The following is a 21461-nucleotide window of genomic DNA, read 5'->3' on the forward strand; positions in this document are numbered from 1 at the left end:
GTGAGTTCGAGTAAATGCGAATACGCGAACGGACATTTCGATTTTAGTCCATAGACACCGCTCACTGGGACACGGTGACGCAACACCATGAAAGCTCGTGCCGCTCTTCGGTCTGCAATCTCTCCCGGCTGTGCAGCCGCGCCCGCATCTCTCACATCGCATCGATCCTCTCAGGCTCCGACGGCACCATAGAGCGTGTACCTATCTGCATCCCGGTCGGCAACTCAGCCCGGGGGACCCAACCGCTCGTCTTCGCCGGCAACCTCGCCTGTCAACCCCTGCCACCCCTAACCCACACATTCCAAACCATATCTAAAAACACATTCCCTGTCCTCAAACCTCTAAAATAGAAATAGGGGCAAGATTGGCAACTAAACCCTGCTCCCCGGCAGATGAGTTCTTACGGAAACATACACCCGCTATCCCCTTTGTTTCCCATATCATACCCGTAACTATATACAGAATCACCCACTTACCCCCGGGATCACCTCGTAAGTCGATGATTCTGCTAGATACCCCCGCTACATAGGGGAGGGGGGAGGGGGGTATCTATCCCGCCCCAAACAAAACCGGCGAGCAGACTTCGCTCCTCGCCGCTCTCAAGCCTTCGCCTTGGCCGCCTGCAGAGGTCCTGCCTGCAGAATCTTTCCACCCTCTTGAATCACATACAGCTGGTTCGCACTCAGGTCTTTCAGAATATCGATCTGCCCGCTCAGCCAGCGGATCTCCACCGTGTCCACCTTCTTGGCCTCATCCAGCCCAAAGTGCAACCGCAGGTCGTTCTGCGAAAAGTAGCTTCCACCGCTGCGCAGCTCATCGTCCTGCCGCAGTGCCTTCGCTGCATCGGGCTTCATCTTCGCCGTCACAATCACGCGGCTGCCAATGCCCGACCGGTTCGACCGCGTCCCCACAAGCTTGATCTTGATCCAGTTGCGGTTCAGCGTCGAATCGCAACGCAGCAACTGTGGCACGGAGTTGATGCAGTTCACCGCTACATCCATGCAGCCATCGTTGTTGTAGTCCCCAAACGCGCACCCACGCGCCGGCGCCTTCTCCAGGATCCCCGGCCCACCCTGCGCCGTCACATCCTCAAACCGCCCGTTCTGCATATTGCGATACAGATATTTGTGCTCGGCATACTTCAAGTCCGCCTTCGACTTGTCGACCTCTGGATACACATGCCCGTTCGACATCAGGATGTCCGGCCAGCCGTCGTTGTCCATATCGAAGAACCCCACGCCCCACCCCAGCAGCCGGGTGTTCTCGCCCAGACCGCCAGGATACGTGTGGTCCTCAAACGTAGCTCCGCCGAGGTTCGCATACAGCGAATCTGTATCGCCCGCGAAGTTCGTCTTCACCACATCCATCGTGCCGTCGCGGTTGTAGTCGCCAATCGAAACCCCCATCCCCGCCTGCGGCTTCGCCTCCGCGGACAGCGCCGCGCCGGCCTCGATCGCGATATCGACGAACGTGCCGTCCTTCTGGTTCTGATACAGCGTCGCCGGCGCAGAATCGTTCGCCACGTAGATATCCGGCCAGCCATCGCCATCCAGGTCCGACGCCGCCACGCTCAGCCCATACGTGCCCACCGCCGTCCACATGCCGCTCTTCTCGCTCACATCGGTAAACGTGCCGTTCCCGTTGTTGTGATACAGAATGTTGCGCCCACCCGGCAGCCCTGGCGGCCCGCAAGCTACCAGCATTCCTTTGTAGGTGCACGGCCCGTCCTCGGGCTTCGGCGCAGTCTTCAAATCGAAATCAACATAGTTCGCCACAAACAAATCGAGATGCCCGTCACGGTCATAGTCCACGAACGTACACCCCGTATTCCAGCGGATCTTCGGCCCCGGCTGCAATAACCCGGCCTTCTCCGTCACATCGGTAAACGTGCCGTTGCCGTTGTTGCGGTATAGCGCATTCTGCCCGTAGTACGTCACAAACAGGTCGTCCTTGCCGTCGTTGTCATAGTCGCCCACACAGCACGCCTGGCCCCAGCCCGTCTTGTGCTCCAGCCCAGAGCCCTTCGACACATCCGTGAACGTGCCATCGCGGTTGTTCTTGAACAGGTGGCACCGCGGCTCCTGCCCCGCAGGAAATCCCTCCAGCCTCCAGCCGTTCACCAGGAACAGGTCCTGCCAGCCGTCGTCATCATAGTCATAGAACGCAAGCCCGCAACCGGTCGTCTCCAGCAGGTACGTGTTCTTGAACTTGCCGCCGTAGATCGTCTCCACATTCAGCCCTGCCTGCGAGGCCACATCCACAAAGCTCAAACCCAGCGATGTGCCTTCAATCGGGCTCTTCGGTCCACCCGTCGGCGGTGGCACAGGCCGCGCGTCGTAGCTGCGCTCCTGCGGCCCAATCTTGATCGGCCCCGGCTTCTGTTGCTGCTGCACCGGCGCAGCCAGCGCAAGAATGTCCGCAAACGGCAGTACCAGCGCGGTCCTGCTCAACGACTTGATAAACCTTCTACGGTCCACGCTCTTCTTCACGGCTCTCCTGCTCCACTTCCCATCGCCCGCGTCTCTGCATGAACATGCCACGGCACGCTCTCGTTCGAAAGCTCCGGATGCTTCCGCAGGTAATCCAGCGAGTACGTCGGTGCCGCCGGGTCGATCCACTTCATCGCATACTCCTCAGACTCAAGCCTCGCTTCCGCCTTCATCCCCAGCCTGCGGTACAAAATCGCCAGGTTGTAGTGCGCCGTCAGATCATCCGGATCAACTCCCTGCAACCGCTTGAACGTCGCCACCGCATCCTCAGGCCGGTGCCCCTGATAGTAGCTGATGCCCAGCTCGCGCAACGCATCCCGTGCCCGCGGATACTGCCTTACCACCTCTTGCAAATCTGCAATCTCCGCCACTGAATTCCCATTGCGCCGCTCCACCAGCGCCATGTAGTACAGCGCACGCGCGTCCTTCGGGGCCAGTTCCAGCGCCTTCTCCAACGGAGCCCGCGCATCAGCATACTTCTCCCACTCAATCTCGTTCAGCCCCACATTCACCCAACCGTCTTTATACGTCGGACGCAACTTCACCACCTGCTCGAACGCCGTAGCGGCATCGGCATACTGCAACTCATCCATCAATCCGATGCCCACATTGTTCCACCGCATCCACTCGGGATTGTCATTCGCCCGCGCCGGTGTCACCGCATTCTCGCCCAGACTGATCGTCCGCGTCCGCGACGCAATCTCCACCACCGGATATGCCGGATGCTTTGGCCCCAGCACGTTGTTCAGATACGTCTGCCTCAGATGCCGATACTCCACAGCAGCCTTGATCATGATCGGCCACACCACTCCCTCCGGCACCTCGAACCGGTACCGTACCAGCGTCGACCGCCCTGACTGGATCGTGTTGTCATACGCCACCGAATGGATCGTCCACACCTTGTGATCGTCCACAAACTCGCCTGCCGAGTTCACCGGACGGTTCGTAAAGCTGTGCACACCCGGATCCAGCGTCCCATCCGTCCGCAGATAGCCGCTCTCATACACCATCTTGCCCGTCGCATCGCTCACCTTGAACGACACCCATGCTTCATACAGATCACGCACCTCGGGGATCAGCGAGTGCCCAATCGCCTTGCTTTGGATCACCACATACGTCTCGATCGTCGGCTTCGGCGGCAGCGTAAACGCCACCGATCCCAGCGGCGCAACCAGCGGCGCGTCATTCACCTTCATCCCGAACAAGTCCACATTCAGATAGTTCCCCGTCTGCAGAAACTCCTCCGTCCGCTTCAGCTGCTCGTCATACCCGTAATAGAACGGCACCGCCGTGTTCCCCGCCAGCCAACGATGCGATGCCAGCAGCCCTTTCTTCGCTCCCGGATCGGGCAGGCTGATCGGCTCACGCTTCATATGGCAGCCTTGGCATGTGGCATAGTCCGCCTGATAAAATACTAGCGGGTTTTCCTTCGAGTACTTCGATCCCTGCCACTCGTCATACGTGCTGAACAAACGAATCCACTTGTATTGATTCATCATCACCGGCATGTTCGCCTTGTGGCACGCCGAGCAGAACTCCGTCGACTGGTAACTCTTCTGCATCACCGCATTCGAGTGCCAATCCAGGTGCGCCAGGATCTCCGCATCCGGCACCATCCCCGTGATGCGCTTGCCATTCGCATCCACCATCACCGCCGGCACGCCCATCACATAGCTGCCGTTGCCCAGCTTGCTGTCCACCTTCTGGATCGAGTGGCACACCATGCACGTCACCCCATCGCCATCGAAGCTCCGGTCCACCGTCGAGTGTGGATTCAGCGCCCCGGACACCACGCCAATCGGGTTATGACAGCTATCGCAATGCCGCGTATACGCGATCCCCTTTTCATCGCGCAGCAAGTCCACGCTGTGCCGGTAAAACGGCGTCCGAAACGAGTTCGAGTGCAGCGCCTGCCGCCACTGTGCATACGCCGCCTTGTGGCAGTGCCCGCAATACTCAGCCGTCGGAAACGCGCTCGGCTGAATAAAATCGTTCCCCTCGATCGAAGCATTCCCCGGCAGCGACAGCTTGCCCTCGCCATACACCGCCTCCGCGGTGCCTGCCGAGATGAACTGGTACGTCGCGCGAATCTTGTCCGCATACGCCTTGCGCGCCGCCGACTCCACAGCAGCATCTGCCGCCGTAGTCTTCGCCGTGACAGCCTTATCGTCGGAAGCCTTCGCAACGGCCTTCTTCCCGTCCTCCGCCGCCCACGCCACCCGCGTCATCGAAAAGCTCGACCCCACCGCCAGCCCCACACTGCCGCACAGCACTGCCAGCAACACCCCGCGCCGCATCGGACCTCTTCCCACATCTGGCATCGTGCCGGATTATAACGACGCTGTCATAGCGATGTATACGACAGCTCGCCCACTGCGCCCTCGTCCGGACTGCCATAACCACCTACGGCTGCTTTACGAGTTTCGCCCGCTCCGCTGCGGCGTCCGCCTTCCGCCCCTGCGCGTCATACACCTTCGCCAACCCCACATGGGCCTCGCTGTAGCTCGCGTCGTAATTCAGCGCATCCTTGAACTGCACCATCGCCCCTGCCACATCGCCGCTCTTCAGCAAACCCTCACCGGTATGCGTCGCCACCTCGGCGCGCTGCTCGTTCATATGCGCGCGCATCAACTCCGCTGCCTTATGCCGCTCCGCAACCGCCTCCGGCATCTTGTTCTCCTTCACATACACCGCTGCCAGCGTCAGGTGCACATCCGACTGGTCCGGCTGCTGCGCAATCGCCTCCGCCAGCGCCGCTTCGGCCTCCGGCAGCTTGTCCAGATGGTTGTAAACGCTCCCCAGCGTCGCCCACGCGTCGCCATTCTTCGGCCGCATATCCAGCGACGCCTTCAGTTCCCGCGCCGCTTCCGCATACCGCCCTGTCTGCATATAGAGCATCCCCAGCGCCAGCGGCGCCTCCGGCTCCTTCGCATCCAGCTTCGCCGCCTGCTCTAGTTCAGGAATCGCCCGCGCCGCATCGTCCTGCATTTTGTACGCGAGCCCTAGATCGTAATGCACCTGCGCCGCATCCGGCTCCAGCTTCGCCGCTGCCTGCAGTTGCACCACCGCATCGTCCAACTGGTTTAGCTGCACATACGCCGCCGCCAGGTCCTCCAGCGCCGTTGCGTTCTGTGGGGCCATCTCCACCGCCCTCTGTAGCACAGGCACCGCGTCCTTCGCACGCTGCTCCTGTGTCAACGCCATACCCATGTTCGTCATCGCGTCCGCGTTCTGCGGCTGCGCCTGCAGCACTTTCTCGAACAGCCCCACCGCCTCCGGCACCCTGTCGCTGCGCTGCAACGCCAGCGCCAACTCATACATCGCACCTATATCTACCGAATGCTTTACCAAAAGCCCCTGCAGCACCGGGATCGCCTTCGCATCCTCGCCCGCGCGCTCCAGTGCCACGCCATACTGCAGCGCAATCACTTCACTTCGCGGGTCCAGCGCCGCCGCCCTTGCTATCTCCTTCAGCGCGTCCGGCTCACCTTGCGCCTGCATTGCCAGCCCCACATGCAGATGCATCCTCGCATCCATTGGCATCAATCTCGACGCCGCCACAAACTCCCGCTCCGCATCCGCCCACTGCCTCTGTTGCGCATACAGAGACCCCAAATTGTCGTGCAGCGTCGCATCCTTAGGCGCGCTCTCCGACGCCGCCTTCATCTGCGCCGTCGCCTCTTCCAGCTTTCCCACTGTCGCCAGCGCAAACGCATACTGCTGCAATATGATCGGCGGCAGCGCTCTATGTTCTGCCGTCGCCTGCGACTCCATCTGCGCATACAAAGTCAGTGAAGCCGAAAACTCCCGCACCGCTTTCGCGTGGTCCCCCCGCGCCAGCGCCGCCTGCCCTGCACGAAATGCCCCCTCAGCCGTCTGCTGCCCCCACGCCATCGACGCCACACACAACAGCATGCAGCAGCAAACTCCCCACCGTGCCCACCTCCGCATCGCCCGCAAGCTCACATCGCTCATCGAACCAAACGATAGCACCCGCCATACGTCTTGCAGAAGCCCAACCTAGGTCCCAATATCCAACCCCAGATCCAGCGCCCGCACACTATGCGTCAGCGCACCTACCGAGATCACATCCACACCCGTTGCCGCAATCGCTGCAATCTTCTCCAACGTCACTCCCCCACTTGCCTCCACCAGCGCACGCCCCGCGATCAGCGCGACGCCCTCGCATAGCTGGTCATTCGTAAAATTATCCAGCAGCACCGTATGCACCCCCGCCGCCAGTACCGCCTCAATCTGGTCAAGCCGGTCGACCTCAACCTCCACATGCACCGTATGCGGTAACCGGTCCTTCATCGCCTGTAGCGCCGCCGTTACATCGCCCACACCATTCGCCTTCAACACCGCAAGATGGTTGTCCTTCGCCATCACCGCATCCGACAGCGAATACCGGTGATTGTTGCCGCCCCCGCACCGCACCGCATATCTTTCCAGCACGCGCAGCCCCGGAGTCGTCTTCCGCGTATCCACAATCCGCGCCTTCGTCCCCGTCGCGGCCTTCACATACTGCGCCGTCATCGTCGCAATGCCACTCAACCTCTGCACCAGATTCAGCGCCACGCGCTCCGCCTGCAGCACCCCACGCGCCGGTCCGCGCACCGCCGCAAGCACATCGCCGGCCATAAACGCATCCCCGTCGTGGACAACAAACTCCATCGCGATCTCCGCATCGGTCAGCGTCATCGCCGCGCGAAAGACATCCACACCGCACAATACCCCGGGCTCACGCGCCACCAGTTGCGCCGTCACCACAGCCGCCTCTGGAATCAGCGTCTGCGAGGTAATATCTCCCCACGGTGCATCTTCCTCCAGAGCCGCTAGCACAATCTTCGTCACCGCATCTTCAGGCAGCCTGCACCACTCACTCATATGCCGCCACCAGTACTTTCTCCGCACACACAATCGAGTGCTGCATCTCCACCCGTGTCTCAGGATAGTCCACTCTGTAGTGGGCGCCACGCGACTCGCGCCGCTCCAGCGCCACCGTCACCATCGCCCGCGCAATCGTCAGCATGTTCGCGGTCTCCAGCTCAAACGCATTCGCCGACCGCCGGTTGCATCCGCGCCAGCTCGCCATCTGCTCTGCTGCTTCGCGCAACCCATCGCGGCTGCGCTCAATGCCCACGCGGTTCCACATCAGCGTCTGCAGCTCGCCACGCTGCGCCTCGCGCGCGCCTCGCTCTTCGGTCATCGCCAACGCCAGCACCGCGCCTCTCACCTCGGGCCAGCGTCGCACATCGTCCTGCGGCAACTGCTCCGCGCACCGCCACGCATATACCAGGCTCTCCAGCAGCGAGTTGCTCGCCAGCCGGTTCGCACCATGCACCCCTGTACAGGCCACTTCACCCGCCGCATATAGCCCGGCAATCGACGTTCGCCCCCACAGATCCGTCTTCACTCCGCCCATCCAGTAGTGCGCCGCCGGAGTCACCGGCACTGGTTCCTTCGTCCAGTCGAACCCGCGCGCCTTCACCGCAGCATCGATCGTTGGAAACCGCTTTGCCAGAAATCCCGCGCCCATCTCACGCTCCAGCCGTGCCGCATCCAGCAGCACCGGCTTGCCCCCTTGCAGGGCCATCTGCCATGCTATCGACCGCGCCACCACATCCCGCGGTGCAAGCTCCGCATCAGGATGCAGCTTCTGCATGAACCGCTCGCCCTTGGCATCCAGCAGCACGGCGCCCTCACCGCGGACCGCTTCGGAGATCAAAAACGTCTCCCGGGTAGCCAGCGCTGTCGGATGAAACTGATAGAACTCAATGTCCGCTAGCTGCACCCCGGCTCGTAGCGCCAGCGCCACGCCATCGCCCGTCGCCACAACCGGGTTCGTACTGTAGCGATACAGCTGGCCGGCCCCGCCGCACGCTAGAACCACTGCATCCGCATCCAGCACGCTGCGCTTCCCATCGTCGCTTAGTATCTCCAGCCCACGCGCACGTTCATCTTTTACCACCAGCTCGCACGCAAACGTATGCTCCATCACAAGCACATTCGCCGCACGCACCGCGCGCACCAGCGTCATCTCCAGGTTCAGCCCTGTAGCATCGCCGCCGGCATGGAGCACCCGCGCATGGCCATGCGCCGCCTCCAACCCGCGCGCCAGCTCACCTTCATGCGTATCGAATGCAACACCGAGCCGGATCAAATCACGAATCCGCAGCGGCCCCTCGCTGCACAGCACCTCCACCGCAGCGGCATCGCACAGTCCAGCTCCCGCACTCAACGTGTCCGCAATGTGCTCCGGCACGCTGTCGTCCTCAAACATCACCGCCGCAATGCCGCCCTGCGCCCAGCGAGTATTGCTATCTGCGAGCGCCGCCTTGGTCACCAGCGTGACCTCGCACTTGTCACTCAATTCCAGCGCGGCCACCAGCCCCGCAATGCCACTACCTACGACGACGACTCTCTTCATGCACTCACCGTCGTCCCGGGCGAAGTCACAACCGACTTCGGCGGCAGTACGCTCAACATTCGCTCTAGCGCCACCCTCGCATGGATCGCAACCTGTTCCGACACTGTGATCTGGTTCAGCACCTCGCCGCGCAGCAGCCCTTCCATCACCCACGCCAGATACCCCGGATGAATCCGGTACATCGTTGAGCACGGGCACACAATTGAGTCCAGGCAAAAAATCGTATGCTGTGGATGATCATTCGCCAGCCGCTGCACCAAGTTGATCTCCGTCCCGATAGCAAACGTCGTCGGCTCCACCGCCGCCTCAATCACCTTGCGAATATAGTCTGTCGATCCCGAAGCATCCGCCGCGTCGACAACCTCCATAGGGCACTCCGGATGCACGATCACCTTCACCCCAGGATGCCGCTCGCGCGCGTTTTTGATCTGGTTCACCGTAAACCGCTTATGCACCGAGCAGAACCCATGCCACAACAACACGCGCGCATCGCGCAAAGCCTCCGCAGTATTGCCACCAAGTTCCTTGTTCGGGTTCCACATCGGCATCTGCTCCAGCGGAATCCCCATCGCCTTCCCCGTATTCCGTCCCAAATGTTGATCAGGAAAAAACAGCACCCGCTGCCCACGCTCAAACGCCCACTTCAGCACTGCGCTCGCATTCGACGATGTGCAAACAATCCCGCCGCGCTCCCCGCAAAACCCCTTCAGCGCCGCCGACGAGTTCATATACGTCACCGGAATCACCGGCACCCGCCCCGCCGCATCCGGCGCCGTCCCATATAGCTCTTCCTGCTGCTCCCAGCAATCCATCACCGAATCCAGATCGGCCATGTCCGCCATCGAGCATCCCGCCGCCAGGTTCGGCAGAATCACCTTTTGCTCCGGCCCCGACAGCATCTCCGCCGTCTCCGCCATAAAGTGCACACCGCAGAACACAATCGCCTCGGCCTTCGGACGCGTCTTCGTCGCCTGCGCCAGCTGGAATGAGTCGCCCACAAAGTCGGCATACTTCACCACCTCATCGCGCTGATAGAAGTGCCCGAGCACTACGAGCCGCTCGCCCAGTTCTGCCTTCGCCGCCAGAATCCGCCGGTTCAGCTCGTCCCTTGAAGCCTCGCGATACTCCCGCGGCAAACTCCCCTGACGTGGCGTCGCTTCGGCCAAAGAGCGCGGCAGCACGTCCCACATCGACGCCCCCGGCCCATATCCTGGCTCTTTCGCATCCAGTTCCCAGGGCGCGTCAGCCAACGCCGCCGAACACGTTGTCACTACACCTGGCCGTTCGCCAATGCGAATCAGCTGGATCGTCTCTTCTACGGATGGCACGTTGCCTCTCCTCTTCTTTAGATAGAAGATGCTGCACAAAGCGCATTCGATTCCATCTCTAATAACTAGCCTAGTCCGGAACTACTTCCAACGCGAATCCCAAGTCGCAACCCATCGTAATTCTGCAGCTCGGACATGGTCCTTATTGAGAACCAGCTCCCAACTCTACGTCTGCCGGTCTATACTCAAATTAGTGTTGAACCGCGCCAAAACGACGTCGCCGTGCCGCTGGCAGCTCCTGCTTAGCGCGCTATGCATCGCTCTCGTTTTTCTGAGCGGAACAGTTTCGGTTACACACTCGCATCAGAACTCAGCCGACGACCATGGCACCTGCGGCCTCTGCGTTACGGCTCATGCAGTTGCTCAGATCGCCAGCGCTCCCGGTCAAGTTGTCCTCATCCAAGTTTTTCAGGATCTTGTACCGGGTGCGCCTATCACGCGGCCACGCACTTTTATCCACGCTCACCACTACACCCGTCCCCCACCTGTGTCTGCTCATCGCGCATAGATCGTATTCGATCTCCAGACAAACAGGCCTCTAACCCATGGGAAGGCAGTGTATGTACACGACTCGTCAGCGCGTCACACAGGTGGCGGTATCCTCTTCTCTATTCCTACTCTTTTCCTTGATGGGCGCAGCAATCATACCCGCTGCTGCCCAGTCCGCAGGCAACTCCGCTACTATTTCCGGCACCGTTGCGGACTCCACAGGTGCAGCTATCCCCGGAGCCGCCGTCATTATCGAAAACCCCGTCAGTGGCTACAGCCGTAAGACCACCACCGATACAAGCGGTCATTACCAATTCGCGAATGTCCCGCTCAATCCCTATTCTCTCGTCACCACCGCATCCGGATTTTCTGGCTCCCACAAGGACGTCAAACTTGATTCTTTTGTGCCCGTCACCGCAAACATCACCCTTACGATTGGTTCTACTAACACCACAGTAGAAGTGGACGCAGGGGACCTTACGGAAAGTGATCCTACTTTTCATACTGATGTGGATCGTGGACTGTTCAACAAACTTCCCCTTGAGAGCCAGTCCTCAGGCCTCAGCTCGCTAGTAACACTCGCTTCGCCAGGCGTCTCGGCCGATTCCAACGGCCTGTTTCACGGACTCGGTGACCACGCCTCGAACTCCTTTTCGATTGACGGGCAGTCCATTACAGATCAACAGAGCAAGGTCTTCTCTAACCAACTGCCGGTCAACGCCGTCCAATCGATCGAGGTAATCTCGGGTGCTCCACCAGCAGAGTACGGCGGCAAAACCAGCCTCGTGATCGATGTGACGACGCGCTCAGGTCTCGGGGTCAACAAGCCAACTGGTTCAGTCACTGCTTCTTATGGCAGCTTCGGTTCCACTAACGGCACATTCGACATCAGCTATGGCGGGCCTAAGTGGGGTAATTTCTTCGAGATCGATGCTCTCAACACCGGTCGCTTCCTCGATCCCCCGGAGTTTACGGTCTTTCACGATAAAGGAAATGAGTACAACATCTTCGATCGAGTGGATCGACAGCTTACATCAGCAGATTCGGTTCACATTAACTTTTCAGTGAGTCGTTCGTGGTTTCAAACACCCAATGACTACGACAATCTGAATGTACAGAACGTCATCAGCGGTGGGGCCACTCCCAATCCTGTGTTCGGTTCGGTCGGAAATGCCGATCAACGCTCGCAGATTCTTACCTACAACATCGCGCCGGGTTATACGCGGACCATTGGGGCGTCGGCCGTCTTCAACTTCGGCGCCTACGTGCGTCGCGATGCTTACAACTACTACCCAAGCAACAACCCGCTGGCTGATAAGTCCGCACCGAACCTGCAGAATCAGTCGATCGGGCAGGCGCGGTCGCTGACCAATGCAGCCGTACATTCCGACTTCTCCTACACGCATGGCATCAACAGCTTCAAGATTGGTGGTTTGTATTCGCAGACGTTCCTACGAGAGAACGACACGCTTGGAGTCGTTTCGGCTTTCTTCAACGCTCCCTGCGTGGATGCTACTGGAGCTGCCGTTGCCGGGTTTAGTGATCCTAGTCAGTGCGCCAATTATGGCTACGTTTCCAATGATCCTTCGGTAGGCGGTACCTTCAACCCCGTGTTGTTGCCTTATGACCTTACGCGGGGGGGCGGGGAGTACAACTTCCTGGGGCGGACGGATGTGAAGGAGCTAGGGCTTTATGTCGAGGACAACATCAAGGCGGGCAACTGGCTGTTCAACCTCGGTATCCGCGGCGATCTATACAACGGGCTGACGGTACAGCGGCAGGCTGAGCCGCGCGTCGGTCTGTCGTACACGATCAAGCAGAGCGGGACCGTCTTGCGGGCGAGCTATGCGCGAACGCTGGAGACTCCCTTCAACGAGAACCTGGTGCTTTCCAGTGTTGGTTGCGGGAACGATGTCCTTGCTCCGCTGCTGCTTTGCACCTCTGGCGTTGGGACGACGCTGCAGCCCGGATTCCGGAACGAGTTCCATGCTGGATTGCAGCAGGCGTTTGGGAAGCATTTGGTGTTCTCGGGGGATTACATCTGGAAGTACACGCATAACGCGTTCGACTTCTCGGTGCTCGGAAATACGCCGATCACGTTTCCGATTGACTGGCACAACTCCAAGATTCCGGGGTTCGATCTGCGGGTTGACGTGCCGAACTACCACAACCTAACTGCTTATGTTGTTATGAGTTCCGTGGCAGCGCGATTCTTTCCGCCGCAGGTTTCGGGGGCGGGGGCTACGGTGGCTGCCGGGGGGGCCCTCTACCCCTTCCGTATCGACCATGACGAGCGGTACAACGAGACTACCCACGTCCAGTACACCTTGCCTGTCAAGCGGGCTCCGTGGGTGGCTGTGAACTGGCGGTATGATTCGGGGCTGGTGGCTGGTTCGGCGCCTTGCTATGGCGTGACGGACCCGAACAGCCTGTGCGGACCGGACTCGATCCTGATCAATGGTCAGCCGGGAATCAACCTGTCTGGGTTGACGGCGGATGAGCAGTTCCAGGCTGGACTGATCTGCAATGGGGTACATGCAACGCTGGCCAATGGCGGGTTTACGCAGTGCCTTGCCTCGCAGCTTACGTCGCGCCTGATCAACATCCCTGCTCCTGGAACCGAGGACGACGACAAGAACCCGCCGCGCATTGCGCCGAGGAACCTGTTCGATGCCTCGATTGGCGATGATGACCTGTTCAAGGGAGATCGGTACAAGTGGAGTTTGCGGCTTACGGGCGTGAACATCCTGAACAAGTACGCGCTGTACAACTTCCTCTCGACGTTCAGCGGAACGCATTATGTGACTCCGCGGGCGCTGACTGCTGAGGTTGGCTTCCACTTCTAGACAGGATGTTTACAGGAGATGAGACCGGCGAGCGAAGTCTGCTCGCCGGTTTTGTTTTGGGCGGGAGATCGATACCCCCTCCCCCCTCCGTATGTAGCGGGGGGGTCTAGCAGAATCATCGACTTACGGGGTGATCCCGGGGCTAAGTGACTGATTCTGTATATAGTTACGGGTATGATATGGAAAAGAAAGGGGTTAAGGCAGAGAGCAGGGGATAGGGAGTAGAAAGCTGGTGATGGTTCCCCTAGTTCCAGTATAGCGGGTGGGGTGGGGTGAATGTGTTTTTCGTTTTTGGGGGCTATTAGGATTGTTTTGTTAGGGTTATGACGGGGATGAGGTTGTCAAGGGTTGACGGCAGTATCACGCCAGAGAAGCCCGGGCGAGGCGGCGCTCGGAGAGCATCTTCAGAGCTTCTTCGGGCGAGTAGGACTCACAGCGTTCGGCCTGGGCGAAGCTGACATCAAGGCGGTCATTGATGGCTTCGCGGTTGCGGTAGAGCCAGTCGCTGACCTGCCTACTGGAGTCGTTCAAGCCGGGTAGACGGTTTACGACCTCGTTAAGGGCGAAGTGTCGCCTGCAGGTGAGCCAGCACTGCCGGTGGGATTCACGTGAGAGTTCGAGAGTGGCCATTGGAAGAATGCTCAAATAAAGGTCGGCGAAGTTCGCGAATTGAACCGTTAACACCGCCTCAGAACTCTAGAGAACCTATGCTGGAGAATAATGTGAGAACTTCTCATCTCTGTAAGCCTCGACCTCAAACGTCTCCACAGCTTTTTGCTTGCTTCTCGCAACGATCGGTGACACGGACCGGAAGACCACGTAGATGAGACTTCCGATCATGAACATCAAAGACGATTTAGCGATATAGCGTGGGAGCAAGTCACTGACCTCTTCTATGATGCTGATCAGATCGCGCTTAACGTCCTCGTCCTTCAGTGCCTCGACTTGTTTGAACATGGGCTCCGAGGGTGGTCCCGCATTCTCTCGTTCGCTCGCCTCCTGCATATGCCAAACCGACATAGCGAACGAGAGAAAAGTGAAGTGATGTGCATATCGAATGGTTCGGTTTATGAACACCTCAACCGAGCGATACGCCGGGGCACTACACGAAATCCGACCGTCCTGCGCTAACGCATAGAGTCGGTCCCGCACTGCGAACAGAGCGTCGCGAAAATCGTCGAGCATCAACTTTTTCAAGCCAAATTGCCAAAGCGCAAAAATTGCTACGCCGGAAAAGACAATCGAACTCATATAAAAGATGGCAGATGTCATACGTCCTCTGGTCCAGTATCACCACTGAGCGTTATGTTGCTAGAACCTTTGTCGGCATCAAGCATGGCTTGGGCCTTTCTCGCCATGGGATGAAGGCGGGCAATCGCTCGCTTCTTCCCACATCTTTCGCCATAGCCCCAAGCTGAGGCGATACCGGTTGACGAATACGCTAGAGCAATCGCCAATGCCCGAGGTGCTTTGAGCGCTGCGTACAGAGACATGAGCACAGACGCGGTAGTCTGTTTTCCTGCGAGTTCGCGAATACATTGATAAACACAGTGGAAGCCAAGGGCCGCGACCAGCACTACCGTTACGTACAACCCAAACTTCTGAAACAACCGCAACCGTTGAACGCGATATTGAAACTCGAGTTGGCTCTTTGTCGGTCCTGGCATACTGCTCTGCGGTCACCGTGCTTCCTGCCGTCCGATCGTCCATCTGGACACCGCCAAGCATGGCATGTAGCCAGGATGCTTAGTATCGACTAGTTGGACGCAGTATCGCGTGCCAGGATGCTGTTGTCCACATTATTTTCACAATTTTGTGTGCAAAATCGGTTCCGAACTTGGTTGTCTCGTCATTGATTGACCCAAATTATGGGCGCTTTGGGGGACGATGATGTCCTCTTTTTGGGGATTTGGGTTAAGTACGGGTTCCCGGTGGAGGTGTTTGTCGACGAGGCAGGTGGGGTGTGGGCCTGCCCCCAACGAGGACGTGATTTTTTGCGCGGGTGATCGTAGCCCGCACGAGCGAAGGCGATTCAGTCGCTGCGGCTGCGCCTTCGCTCCGGCCTCCGGCAGGGTGGAAGGGGCTGCGGGGCGGTGGTTGTTGGCACCCATTCGGCTTCGCTCAGGGCAGGCTCTGAAACCGTGCCCCTTCGAAGACTCGTGGTTAAGCAGATTCCTTCGCTGCGCTGCGGAATGACAAGGGGGAGAGCATGGGCTGTTCCAAACGCAGGTCTCTCCGCTGCGCAGGACGATGGAGCTGTCCTGCTTCGGTCGAGATGACACGGTTTGGGTGGTGCAGTCTAAACGCAGATTCCCTGCAGGAATGACAAGGAATAGATGTGTGGGTGAGTTATTCCGGGACGATGATGGCTTCTTTTTTGGGGATTTGGGTTAGGAAGGATTCGCCGGTGGCGAGGTGCTGGTCGACGAGGCGGGTAGGGGTGTGGGCTAGCCACTCGGCGAGGGAGATGTCCTCGTAGAAGGGTGTGGGGAAGACTTCGATGAAGATGAGGTCGGTGGTGCCGGTGTTTTCGATGTAGTGGGGGGCGGAGCGCTCGATGTAGCCGACGTCGCCGGCGGTGAAGTCCATGGTGCGGGCGCGGGCGCCGGCGGCGAAGACGGTCATGCGGCCGGTGCCGGAGACGTAGTACTGCCACTCGTCCTCGTTAGGGTGCCAGTGGAGCTCGCGGAGGCCGCCGGGCTTGAGGGTGACGAGTGCTGCCGCGATGTTCGTCGCGGGCCAGATGGAGCGGTCGATGACGCGGACCTCGCCGCCTGGGTTGGTCTTGGTGGGCTGCATCTGGCTGGGCTGGAAGGCGAAGCTGTGCGGGACGGGGCCGGTTCCCTGCTCGGATTGCTGCTGCTCTTCGGCGAGCGGGCGGGGGAGATCACGGGCGAAGATGAAGAGCTCGTGCGGGGGGACGTTGGCAAAGGTGCTGGCGGGGACGCCGAAGTTTTTGGCGAGGACCTCGGGCGGGGTGTGGTGCAGCCAGTCGGTGAGGAGGAAGGTTTCGAACTCGTTGAAGTTGCCGTCGTCGAAGACGAGGAGGAACTCGGCGCCGTCGGGGCCGAGGCCCTGGATGGAGTGCGGGATGCCGCCTGGGAAGATCCAGAGGTCGCCGGCGTGGACGTCGGAGACGTGGGAGCGGCCGTGCTGGTCGACGGCGGTGATGCGGGCGGAGCCGGTGAGCATGAGGGCCCACTCGGCGCCGACGTGCCAGTGGAGCTCGCGGATGCCGCCGGCGATGAGACGCATCTGGACGCCGGCCATCTTTTTGGAGATAGGGAGGTCGCGGACGGTGACCTGGCGGGTCCAGCCGCCGGACTCCTGGCGCTTGTGGGCGAGGGAGAAGGAGTATTTGAAGGGAGGCTGGCCGCCGGAGTCAGTGGGCGGGGCGAAGACAGAGTCGGGGTTTTCGGCGTCGAGTGGGGCGTTGAGCGGGGCGGGCTGGGACTCGGGGACGGTGTGGTGGTCGGGCGAGCGGTAGGGAGACTGCGCGGCTTGCTGGGCCGCTGCGGTTGCGGTGAGGCTGGCGGCGGCGAGGAGCGTGGCCGAGCCGGTTTCGAGGAACCTGCGGCGGGTGAGGGCTTGCATCTCGGCGGGGGTCTCGATGAGGGCTTTGGCGGGGTGTTCGTTGTCGCGCGGGTGTGGCATGGTCGGCTCCGTGGATAGGGTGCCGACCTAGGTTAAGCGACGTGGAGACTGAGGGCAACCGTAGGAGTACGGAGCTAGGCCTCGTGGTGGCCGTGGTGCTTGACGTACTGCGAGAGGGACTCGAACTTTTCCTTTTCGAGGAGCTCTCCGAGAGTGGTGTGGTCGTCGTAGCCGGGGGCGAAGTGCTTGCCGTAGGTCTCGCGCAGGGTGTGGATGTGGGTGGAGTGGTTCTTGTGGTGGATCTCGCCACCGTGTTCGCGGGTGCGGCCGTCGAGGTCTGACATGAGGAAGTCTCCTTGCGAAAAAGTCCTGAGGCGGATTGCACGGCCAGTCTAGCGCCGGTGGAGGCGTGGCGGGAAGGTGCGGCGATGAGAATTCATCGAGGGTTTGCAGGCAGGTGGGCCAGGGCTAAAGCCCAGTTGCAGGCAGGATGGTTTCAGGGGCCTGAAGGCCCCTGCTCCCTCCGTTATTTGATTTCGTTACCTGCGATGGCTACTTCACTTCGTTGGAGGCGATGACGCTTTCATAGAAGTGCGCGCTGAGTTTTGGGGTGCGCTTCTGGGTGGCGAAGTCGACGTAGACGATGCCGAAGCGCTTGTCGTAGCCGTCGGCCCACTCGTAGTTGTCGAGGAGGGACCAGCAGAAGTAGCCCTTGACAGGCACGCCTTCGGCGACGGCGCGATGAAGCTGTGTGAGGTAGTTGCGCAGATACATGACGCGGTCGGTGTCGTAGATGTGTCCGTCTTCGGCGATCTTGTCGGCGGAGGAGCAGCCGTTTTCGGTGATGTAGATCTCCTTGATGCCCCAGAGCTCGTGGGAGAGCTTTGGACCCCAGTAAAGGGCTTCTGGGCCGACGGTGAGCCAGGGGCTGTACATGTGCGGGTAGGAAGACGGGTTGGGGACGGAGACGAAGCCGGCGTCGTTGTCGGCGGCGCGGACATAGTGTGCGGTGTAGCAGTTGATGCCGACGAAGTCGAGCGGGGACTTGATGATGTCGAGCTCTTCCTGCGTGAAGTGCGGAGCATCAGGGCCGAGCGTCTTGAGGTAGTGGTCGGTGTAGCGGCCCTCCTGGATGACGGTCTGGTACATGGCGTTGAGCTCGCGCATGCCTTTGCGGGCGGCCTCGATGTGCTCGGGGATTTCGATGCAGGGGGTGGCGGCCTCGAGGTTGTCGGCAAGCCCGACCTTGACGGGGCCCTTGGCGTGGGCGCGGATGGCGCCGACGCTGAGACCGTGCGCGTAGACGACGTTGTGGTTGAGCTGCGCCATGCGCTTGCGGCCGATCTGCAGGCCGGGGGCGTGGCGGCCATCACGATAACCGATCATGGCGAAGGAGCGCATCTCGTTCATGGTCATGAAATTCTTGACGCGATCGGAGAGGAAGCCCGCGGTGTAGCCGGAGTAGTCGGCGAAGGCGTGCGCGACTTCGCGGGATTCCCAGCCGCCCTTGTCCTGAAGGACCTGCGGGAGGTCCCAATGGAAGAGGGTGCAGTAGGGCTGGATGCCGGCGGCTAGGAGTGTATCGACGAGTTTGTTGTAGAAGTCGACGCCCTGCTGGTTAGGCTTGCCGGTGCCGTTGGGGAAGATGCGCGGCCAGGCGACGGAGAAGCGGAAGGTCTGGAGACCCATGCGCTTCATCATGGCGATGTCCTGCGGGTAGCGGTGGTAGAAGTCGTCGGCGACGTCGCCGGTATCGCCGTTGGCGGTTTTACCGGGGGTGTGGGAGAAGGTATCCCATATGGAGACACCACGACCGCCTTCGTGGACGGCGCCTTCAACCTGATACGAGGCGGTGGCGGAGCCCCAGAGGAAGCCGGTGGGGAATTTTGTGGCGGAGTGCGCGACGGATTCAGGTTCGGCACGGAGCACGGAGGGGACGAGGCTGGAAAGCGAACCTGCGCCGAGGGTGAGGCCGGTGGTTTGGAGGAATTTGCGACGATCCACTTCATGCTCCTTAGACAAACGATTTACTTCACTAAACCGATTGAGTACTTGTCGATGTAGAACTTCTACAAGCCGGGACTGCGGGCTGTCAAGGCGAGGCGTGAAAGGCCTTTACATAGGCCCGCAGGAGTTGGAGCAATTGCTGAAGGTGCAGCGATATGACATGATCGAAACCAAACGCAGAGTGATGCCACGATGAGGCACCGCCGACAGGTGATACGAGCAACATTGCCCAGAAAATCAACCCCGCAACCACATGACGCGCTGAAGAGCGACGGCTCCAAGCCGCCGGGCCTGAAGGAGATTGCACGGTATCTGGGGCTCTCTCCGGCGTCGGTGTCGATGGTGATCAACGACGTGCCGTTGGCCAAGGCAATGACCGCGGAGACGCGAGCGCGAATTCTTGAGGCGGTGAAGAAGTTCAACTACCGGCCTAACCTGCTGGCACGGTCACTGAGCAAGCGAGAGACGCGGACGATCGGGGTGATTGTGCCGGAGTCGAGCGATGGGTACTACACGCGCGTGATGCGAGGGTTGGAAGAGGCGCTGCTGGACGCCGGGTATCTCTACTTTACGGTGAGCCATCTTTCCCGCGAGGACCTACTGCGGGAGTATCCGCTGCTGCTGCGGCAGCGCGCTGTGGATGGACTGATTTATATGAACACGAAGGTGGCGGAGCCACCTGGAATCCCCGCGGTGACGATCTCCTACGCAACGAAGGAGCCGGGGGTGACGAGCGTGGTGGTGGACCAGCGGCTGGGTGCGAGGCTCTCGCTGGAACACCTGGCGAAGCTGGGGCACAAGCGCGTACTGATGATGAAAGGACAACCATCGTGCCTGGAGTCTGGTGAACGCTGGCGGCTGATGCTGAAGGCGGCCCAGGAGTGTGGCATCGAAGTGCGGCCGGAGTTGAGCCTGGAGATGAACCACGACCAGCTAACTCCTGAGCTGGCGTATACGAAGGTGGCGGAGCTGATGCGCTCGCGGATACGGTTCACTGCAGTGTGCGCGTTCAATGACACGTCGGCGATTGGTGCGATGAGGGCGCTGGCCGATGCAGGGCTGCACTGCCCGGACGATGTGTCCGTTGTGGGGTTCGATGATATTGGCGTCGCTGGATTTTATACGCCACGACTGACTACAGTGCGGCAGCCCCTGGAGGCGATGGGTGCGCGCGCGGTGACTGAGCTGATCGCACGAATTCGCGAACCAGAGGCGAAGCATCCGGCGAAGGTTGTGATGGCGCCGGAGTTGATGGTGAGAGAGTCCACTGCGCCGGTGAAGCGTAGTGCTAAGGATTAGCGCAGCGGGCTGGATGCGGTGAAGCCGGAGCAGCAGGGTTTCATGACGGGCTGGAACTCCATGAGCTCGACGCGGGTGCCGTCAGGGTCGTAGAGGTTGGCCTGCCATTTGCCGTCGCGGCCCATCTGGGGGCCATCGTGACGCGGGGGCAGACGGTCCTGCTGGTAGAGCTTCGTGACTGTGGCCTCCATGTTGAAGACGCCGAGGGAGAAGTGATTGAGGACGCCGAGGTTTCGAGCATCGACGTGGTTGGCCGGTGTGTCTGAACCGTCGCCGATCATCATGTATTCGATCCAGTCGGTGCCGTTGGGAACCTGCTGCGAGATCCAGTCGGTGTGGTTCGGCTGCATGGCACCGTACCAGTAGGGGCGGAAGCCAAGGAGATCGCGGTAGAAGTGGTCTTCGTCCGCACGGTTTTTGACCATGTAGCCGACGTGGATGATGTGATGGCTGATGGACTTTGTGTTGTCGATGACGACAGCGGCGTGGCCGGGCTGGACGAACTGGACTTCATTGCCTTCGGGGTCGAGAGTGATGAACCAATGGCTGCCGTCTGTGGCGGACTTGAGGGGCGAGGCGTTGGTGACGCCGTGGGCGATGAGGTAAGCGCGCAGTGCGCTCGCGTTGACGGTATTGAAGGCAACGCAGGAGATACGACTCAGGCCGACGTGATCGGCCGGAAGCGGAAGGACCTCAACGAACTGGGTGGGGCTGAAGTAGAAGCGCGTGCCGGCTGGGTCCTGGAGGTCGGGGCCTTTGGTGGCGCCGAGGATGCGGCCGTAGAAGTCGGATGAGGCGGCCATGTCGTGCGCGAGAACGCACATGTGCGAGATGCCGGTGATGGCGGGGCGCTGCTGCTGCGCGTAGACTGTGCCGAAAAGGATTGTGGCAAGAGCGGCGACGAGGAGACTTGGGATACGGCGCATGGGCGGGCAGGCCTTTCGCGGGCTGTTCATTCGGGACAACTATACAACGTGAT

General features: G+C 60.3%; 14 protein-coding genes. 2 read left to right on the plus strand and 12 right to left on the minus strand.

The window, feature by feature from the left end:
* Positions 1 to 599: 599 nt before the first annotated feature.
* The 6 genes from GOB94_RS06430 to nadA all read right to left on the minus strand — a co-directional run bounded on the left by GOB94_RS06430 (position 600) and on the right by nadA (position 10247).
* Positions 600 to 2489 (minus strand): CRTAC1 family protein, encoded by a 1890-nt coding sequence (locus GOB94_RS06430; RefSeq protein WP_255484289.1) that lies wholly within the window; start codon positions 2487 to 2489, stop codon positions 600 to 602.
* Entirely contained in the window at positions 2486 to 4786 is a 2301-nt protein-coding gene (locus GOB94_RS06435) for a tetratricopeptide repeat protein (RefSeq protein ID WP_182278019.1), read from the minus strand. Before GOB94_RS06435 ends, GOB94_RS06430 begins: the two co-directional genes overlap by 4 nt.
* 106 nt (positions 4787 to 4892) lie before the next feature.
* A complete protein-coding gene (locus GOB94_RS06440) occupies positions 4893 to 6404 on the minus strand; it encodes a tetratricopeptide repeat protein (RefSeq protein WP_182278020.1) in 1512 nt (503 codons plus the stop codon).
* A gap of 105 nt (positions 6405 to 6509) precedes the next feature.
* Positions 6510 to 7376 carry a carboxylating nicotinate-nucleotide diphosphorylase gene (nadC, locus tag GOB94_RS06445; RefSeq protein ID WP_182278021.1) on the minus strand — a complete coding sequence of 289 codons (867 nt, stop codon included), beginning with the start codon at positions 7374 to 7376 and terminating at the stop codon, positions 6510 to 6512.
* Positions 7369 to 8919 (minus strand): L-aspartate oxidase, encoded by a 1551-nt coding sequence (nadB, locus tag GOB94_RS06450; protein WP_182278022.1) that lies wholly within the window; start codon positions 8917 to 8919, stop codon positions 7369 to 7371. The genes nadC and nadB overlap by 8 nt, the downstream gene beginning before the upstream one ends.
* Positions 8916 to 10247: a quinolinate synthase NadA gene (nadA, locus tag GOB94_RS06455; protein WP_182278023.1), complete on the minus strand. Its 1332-nt coding sequence runs from the start codon at positions 10245 to 10247 to the stop codon at positions 8916 to 8918. The genes nadB and nadA overlap by 4 nt, the downstream gene beginning before the upstream one ends.
* A gap of 629 nt (positions 10248 to 10876) precedes the next feature.
* Between nadA and GOB94_RS06460 the strand changes: the two genes are divergently transcribed.
* Complete coding sequence (locus GOB94_RS06460; RefSeq protein ID WP_255484290.1) at positions 10877 to 13582, plus strand: TonB-dependent receptor; 2706 nt, start codon at positions 10877 to 10879, stop codon at positions 13580 to 13582.
* 360 nt (positions 13583 to 13942) lie between these two features.
* On the opposite strand, the gene GOB94_RS06465 is transcribed toward GOB94_RS06460, so the two are convergent.
* The 5 genes from GOB94_RS06465 to GOB94_RS06485 all read right to left on the minus strand — a co-directional run bounded on the left by GOB94_RS06465 (position 13943) and on the right by GOB94_RS06485 (position 19180).
* Positions 13943 to 14212 (minus strand): hypothetical protein, encoded by a 270-nt coding sequence (locus tag GOB94_RS06465; protein WP_182278025.1) that lies wholly within the window; start codon positions 14210 to 14212, stop codon positions 13943 to 13945.
* A 75-nt stretch (positions 14213 to 14287) separates the two neighbouring features.
* Positions 14288 to 14854 (minus strand): hypothetical protein, encoded by a 567-nt coding sequence (locus tag GOB94_RS06470; protein ID WP_182278026.1) that lies wholly within the window; start codon positions 14852 to 14854, stop codon positions 14288 to 14290.
* A 1077-nt stretch (positions 14855 to 15931) separates the two neighbouring features.
* On the minus strand, positions 15932 to 17236 hold the full coding sequence (locus tag GOB94_RS06475) for a cupin domain-containing protein (RefSeq protein ID WP_255484291.1): 1305 nt from the start codon (positions 17234 to 17236) through the stop codon (positions 15932 to 15934).
* A gap of 74 nt (positions 17237 to 17310) precedes the next feature.
* Positions 17311 to 17520 (minus strand): hypothetical protein, encoded by a 210-nt coding sequence (locus GOB94_RS06480; RefSeq protein ID WP_182278027.1) that lies wholly within the window; start codon positions 17518 to 17520, stop codon positions 17311 to 17313.
* A 208-nt stretch (positions 17521 to 17728) separates the two neighbouring features.
* Positions 17729 to 19180 (minus strand): GH1 family beta-glucosidase, encoded by a 1452-nt coding sequence (locus tag GOB94_RS06485; protein ID WP_182278028.1) that lies wholly within the window; start codon positions 19178 to 19180, stop codon positions 17729 to 17731.
* 228 nt (positions 19181 to 19408) lie between these two features.
* Between GOB94_RS06485 and GOB94_RS06490 the strand changes: the two genes are divergently transcribed.
* Entirely contained in the window at positions 19409 to 20482 is a 1074-nt protein-coding gene (locus tag GOB94_RS06490; protein WP_255484292.1) for a LacI family DNA-binding transcriptional regulator, read from the plus strand.
* Here the strand turns inward: GOB94_RS06490 and GOB94_RS06495 are convergent.
* Positions 20479 to 21408, minus strand: a complete 930-nt coding sequence (locus GOB94_RS06495; protein WP_182278030.1) for a VOC family protein — start codon at positions 21406 to 21408, stop codon at positions 20479 to 20481. The genes GOB94_RS06490 and GOB94_RS06495 overlap by 4 nt on opposite strands.
* Positions 21409 to 21461 lie beyond the last annotated feature (53 nt).

Origin of the sequence: Granulicella sp. 5B5 (assembly GCF_014083945.1) — a bacterium.
In the GTDB taxonomy this organism is placed as follows: Bacteria; Acidobacteriota; Terriglobia; order Terriglobales; family Acidobacteriaceae; genus Granulicella.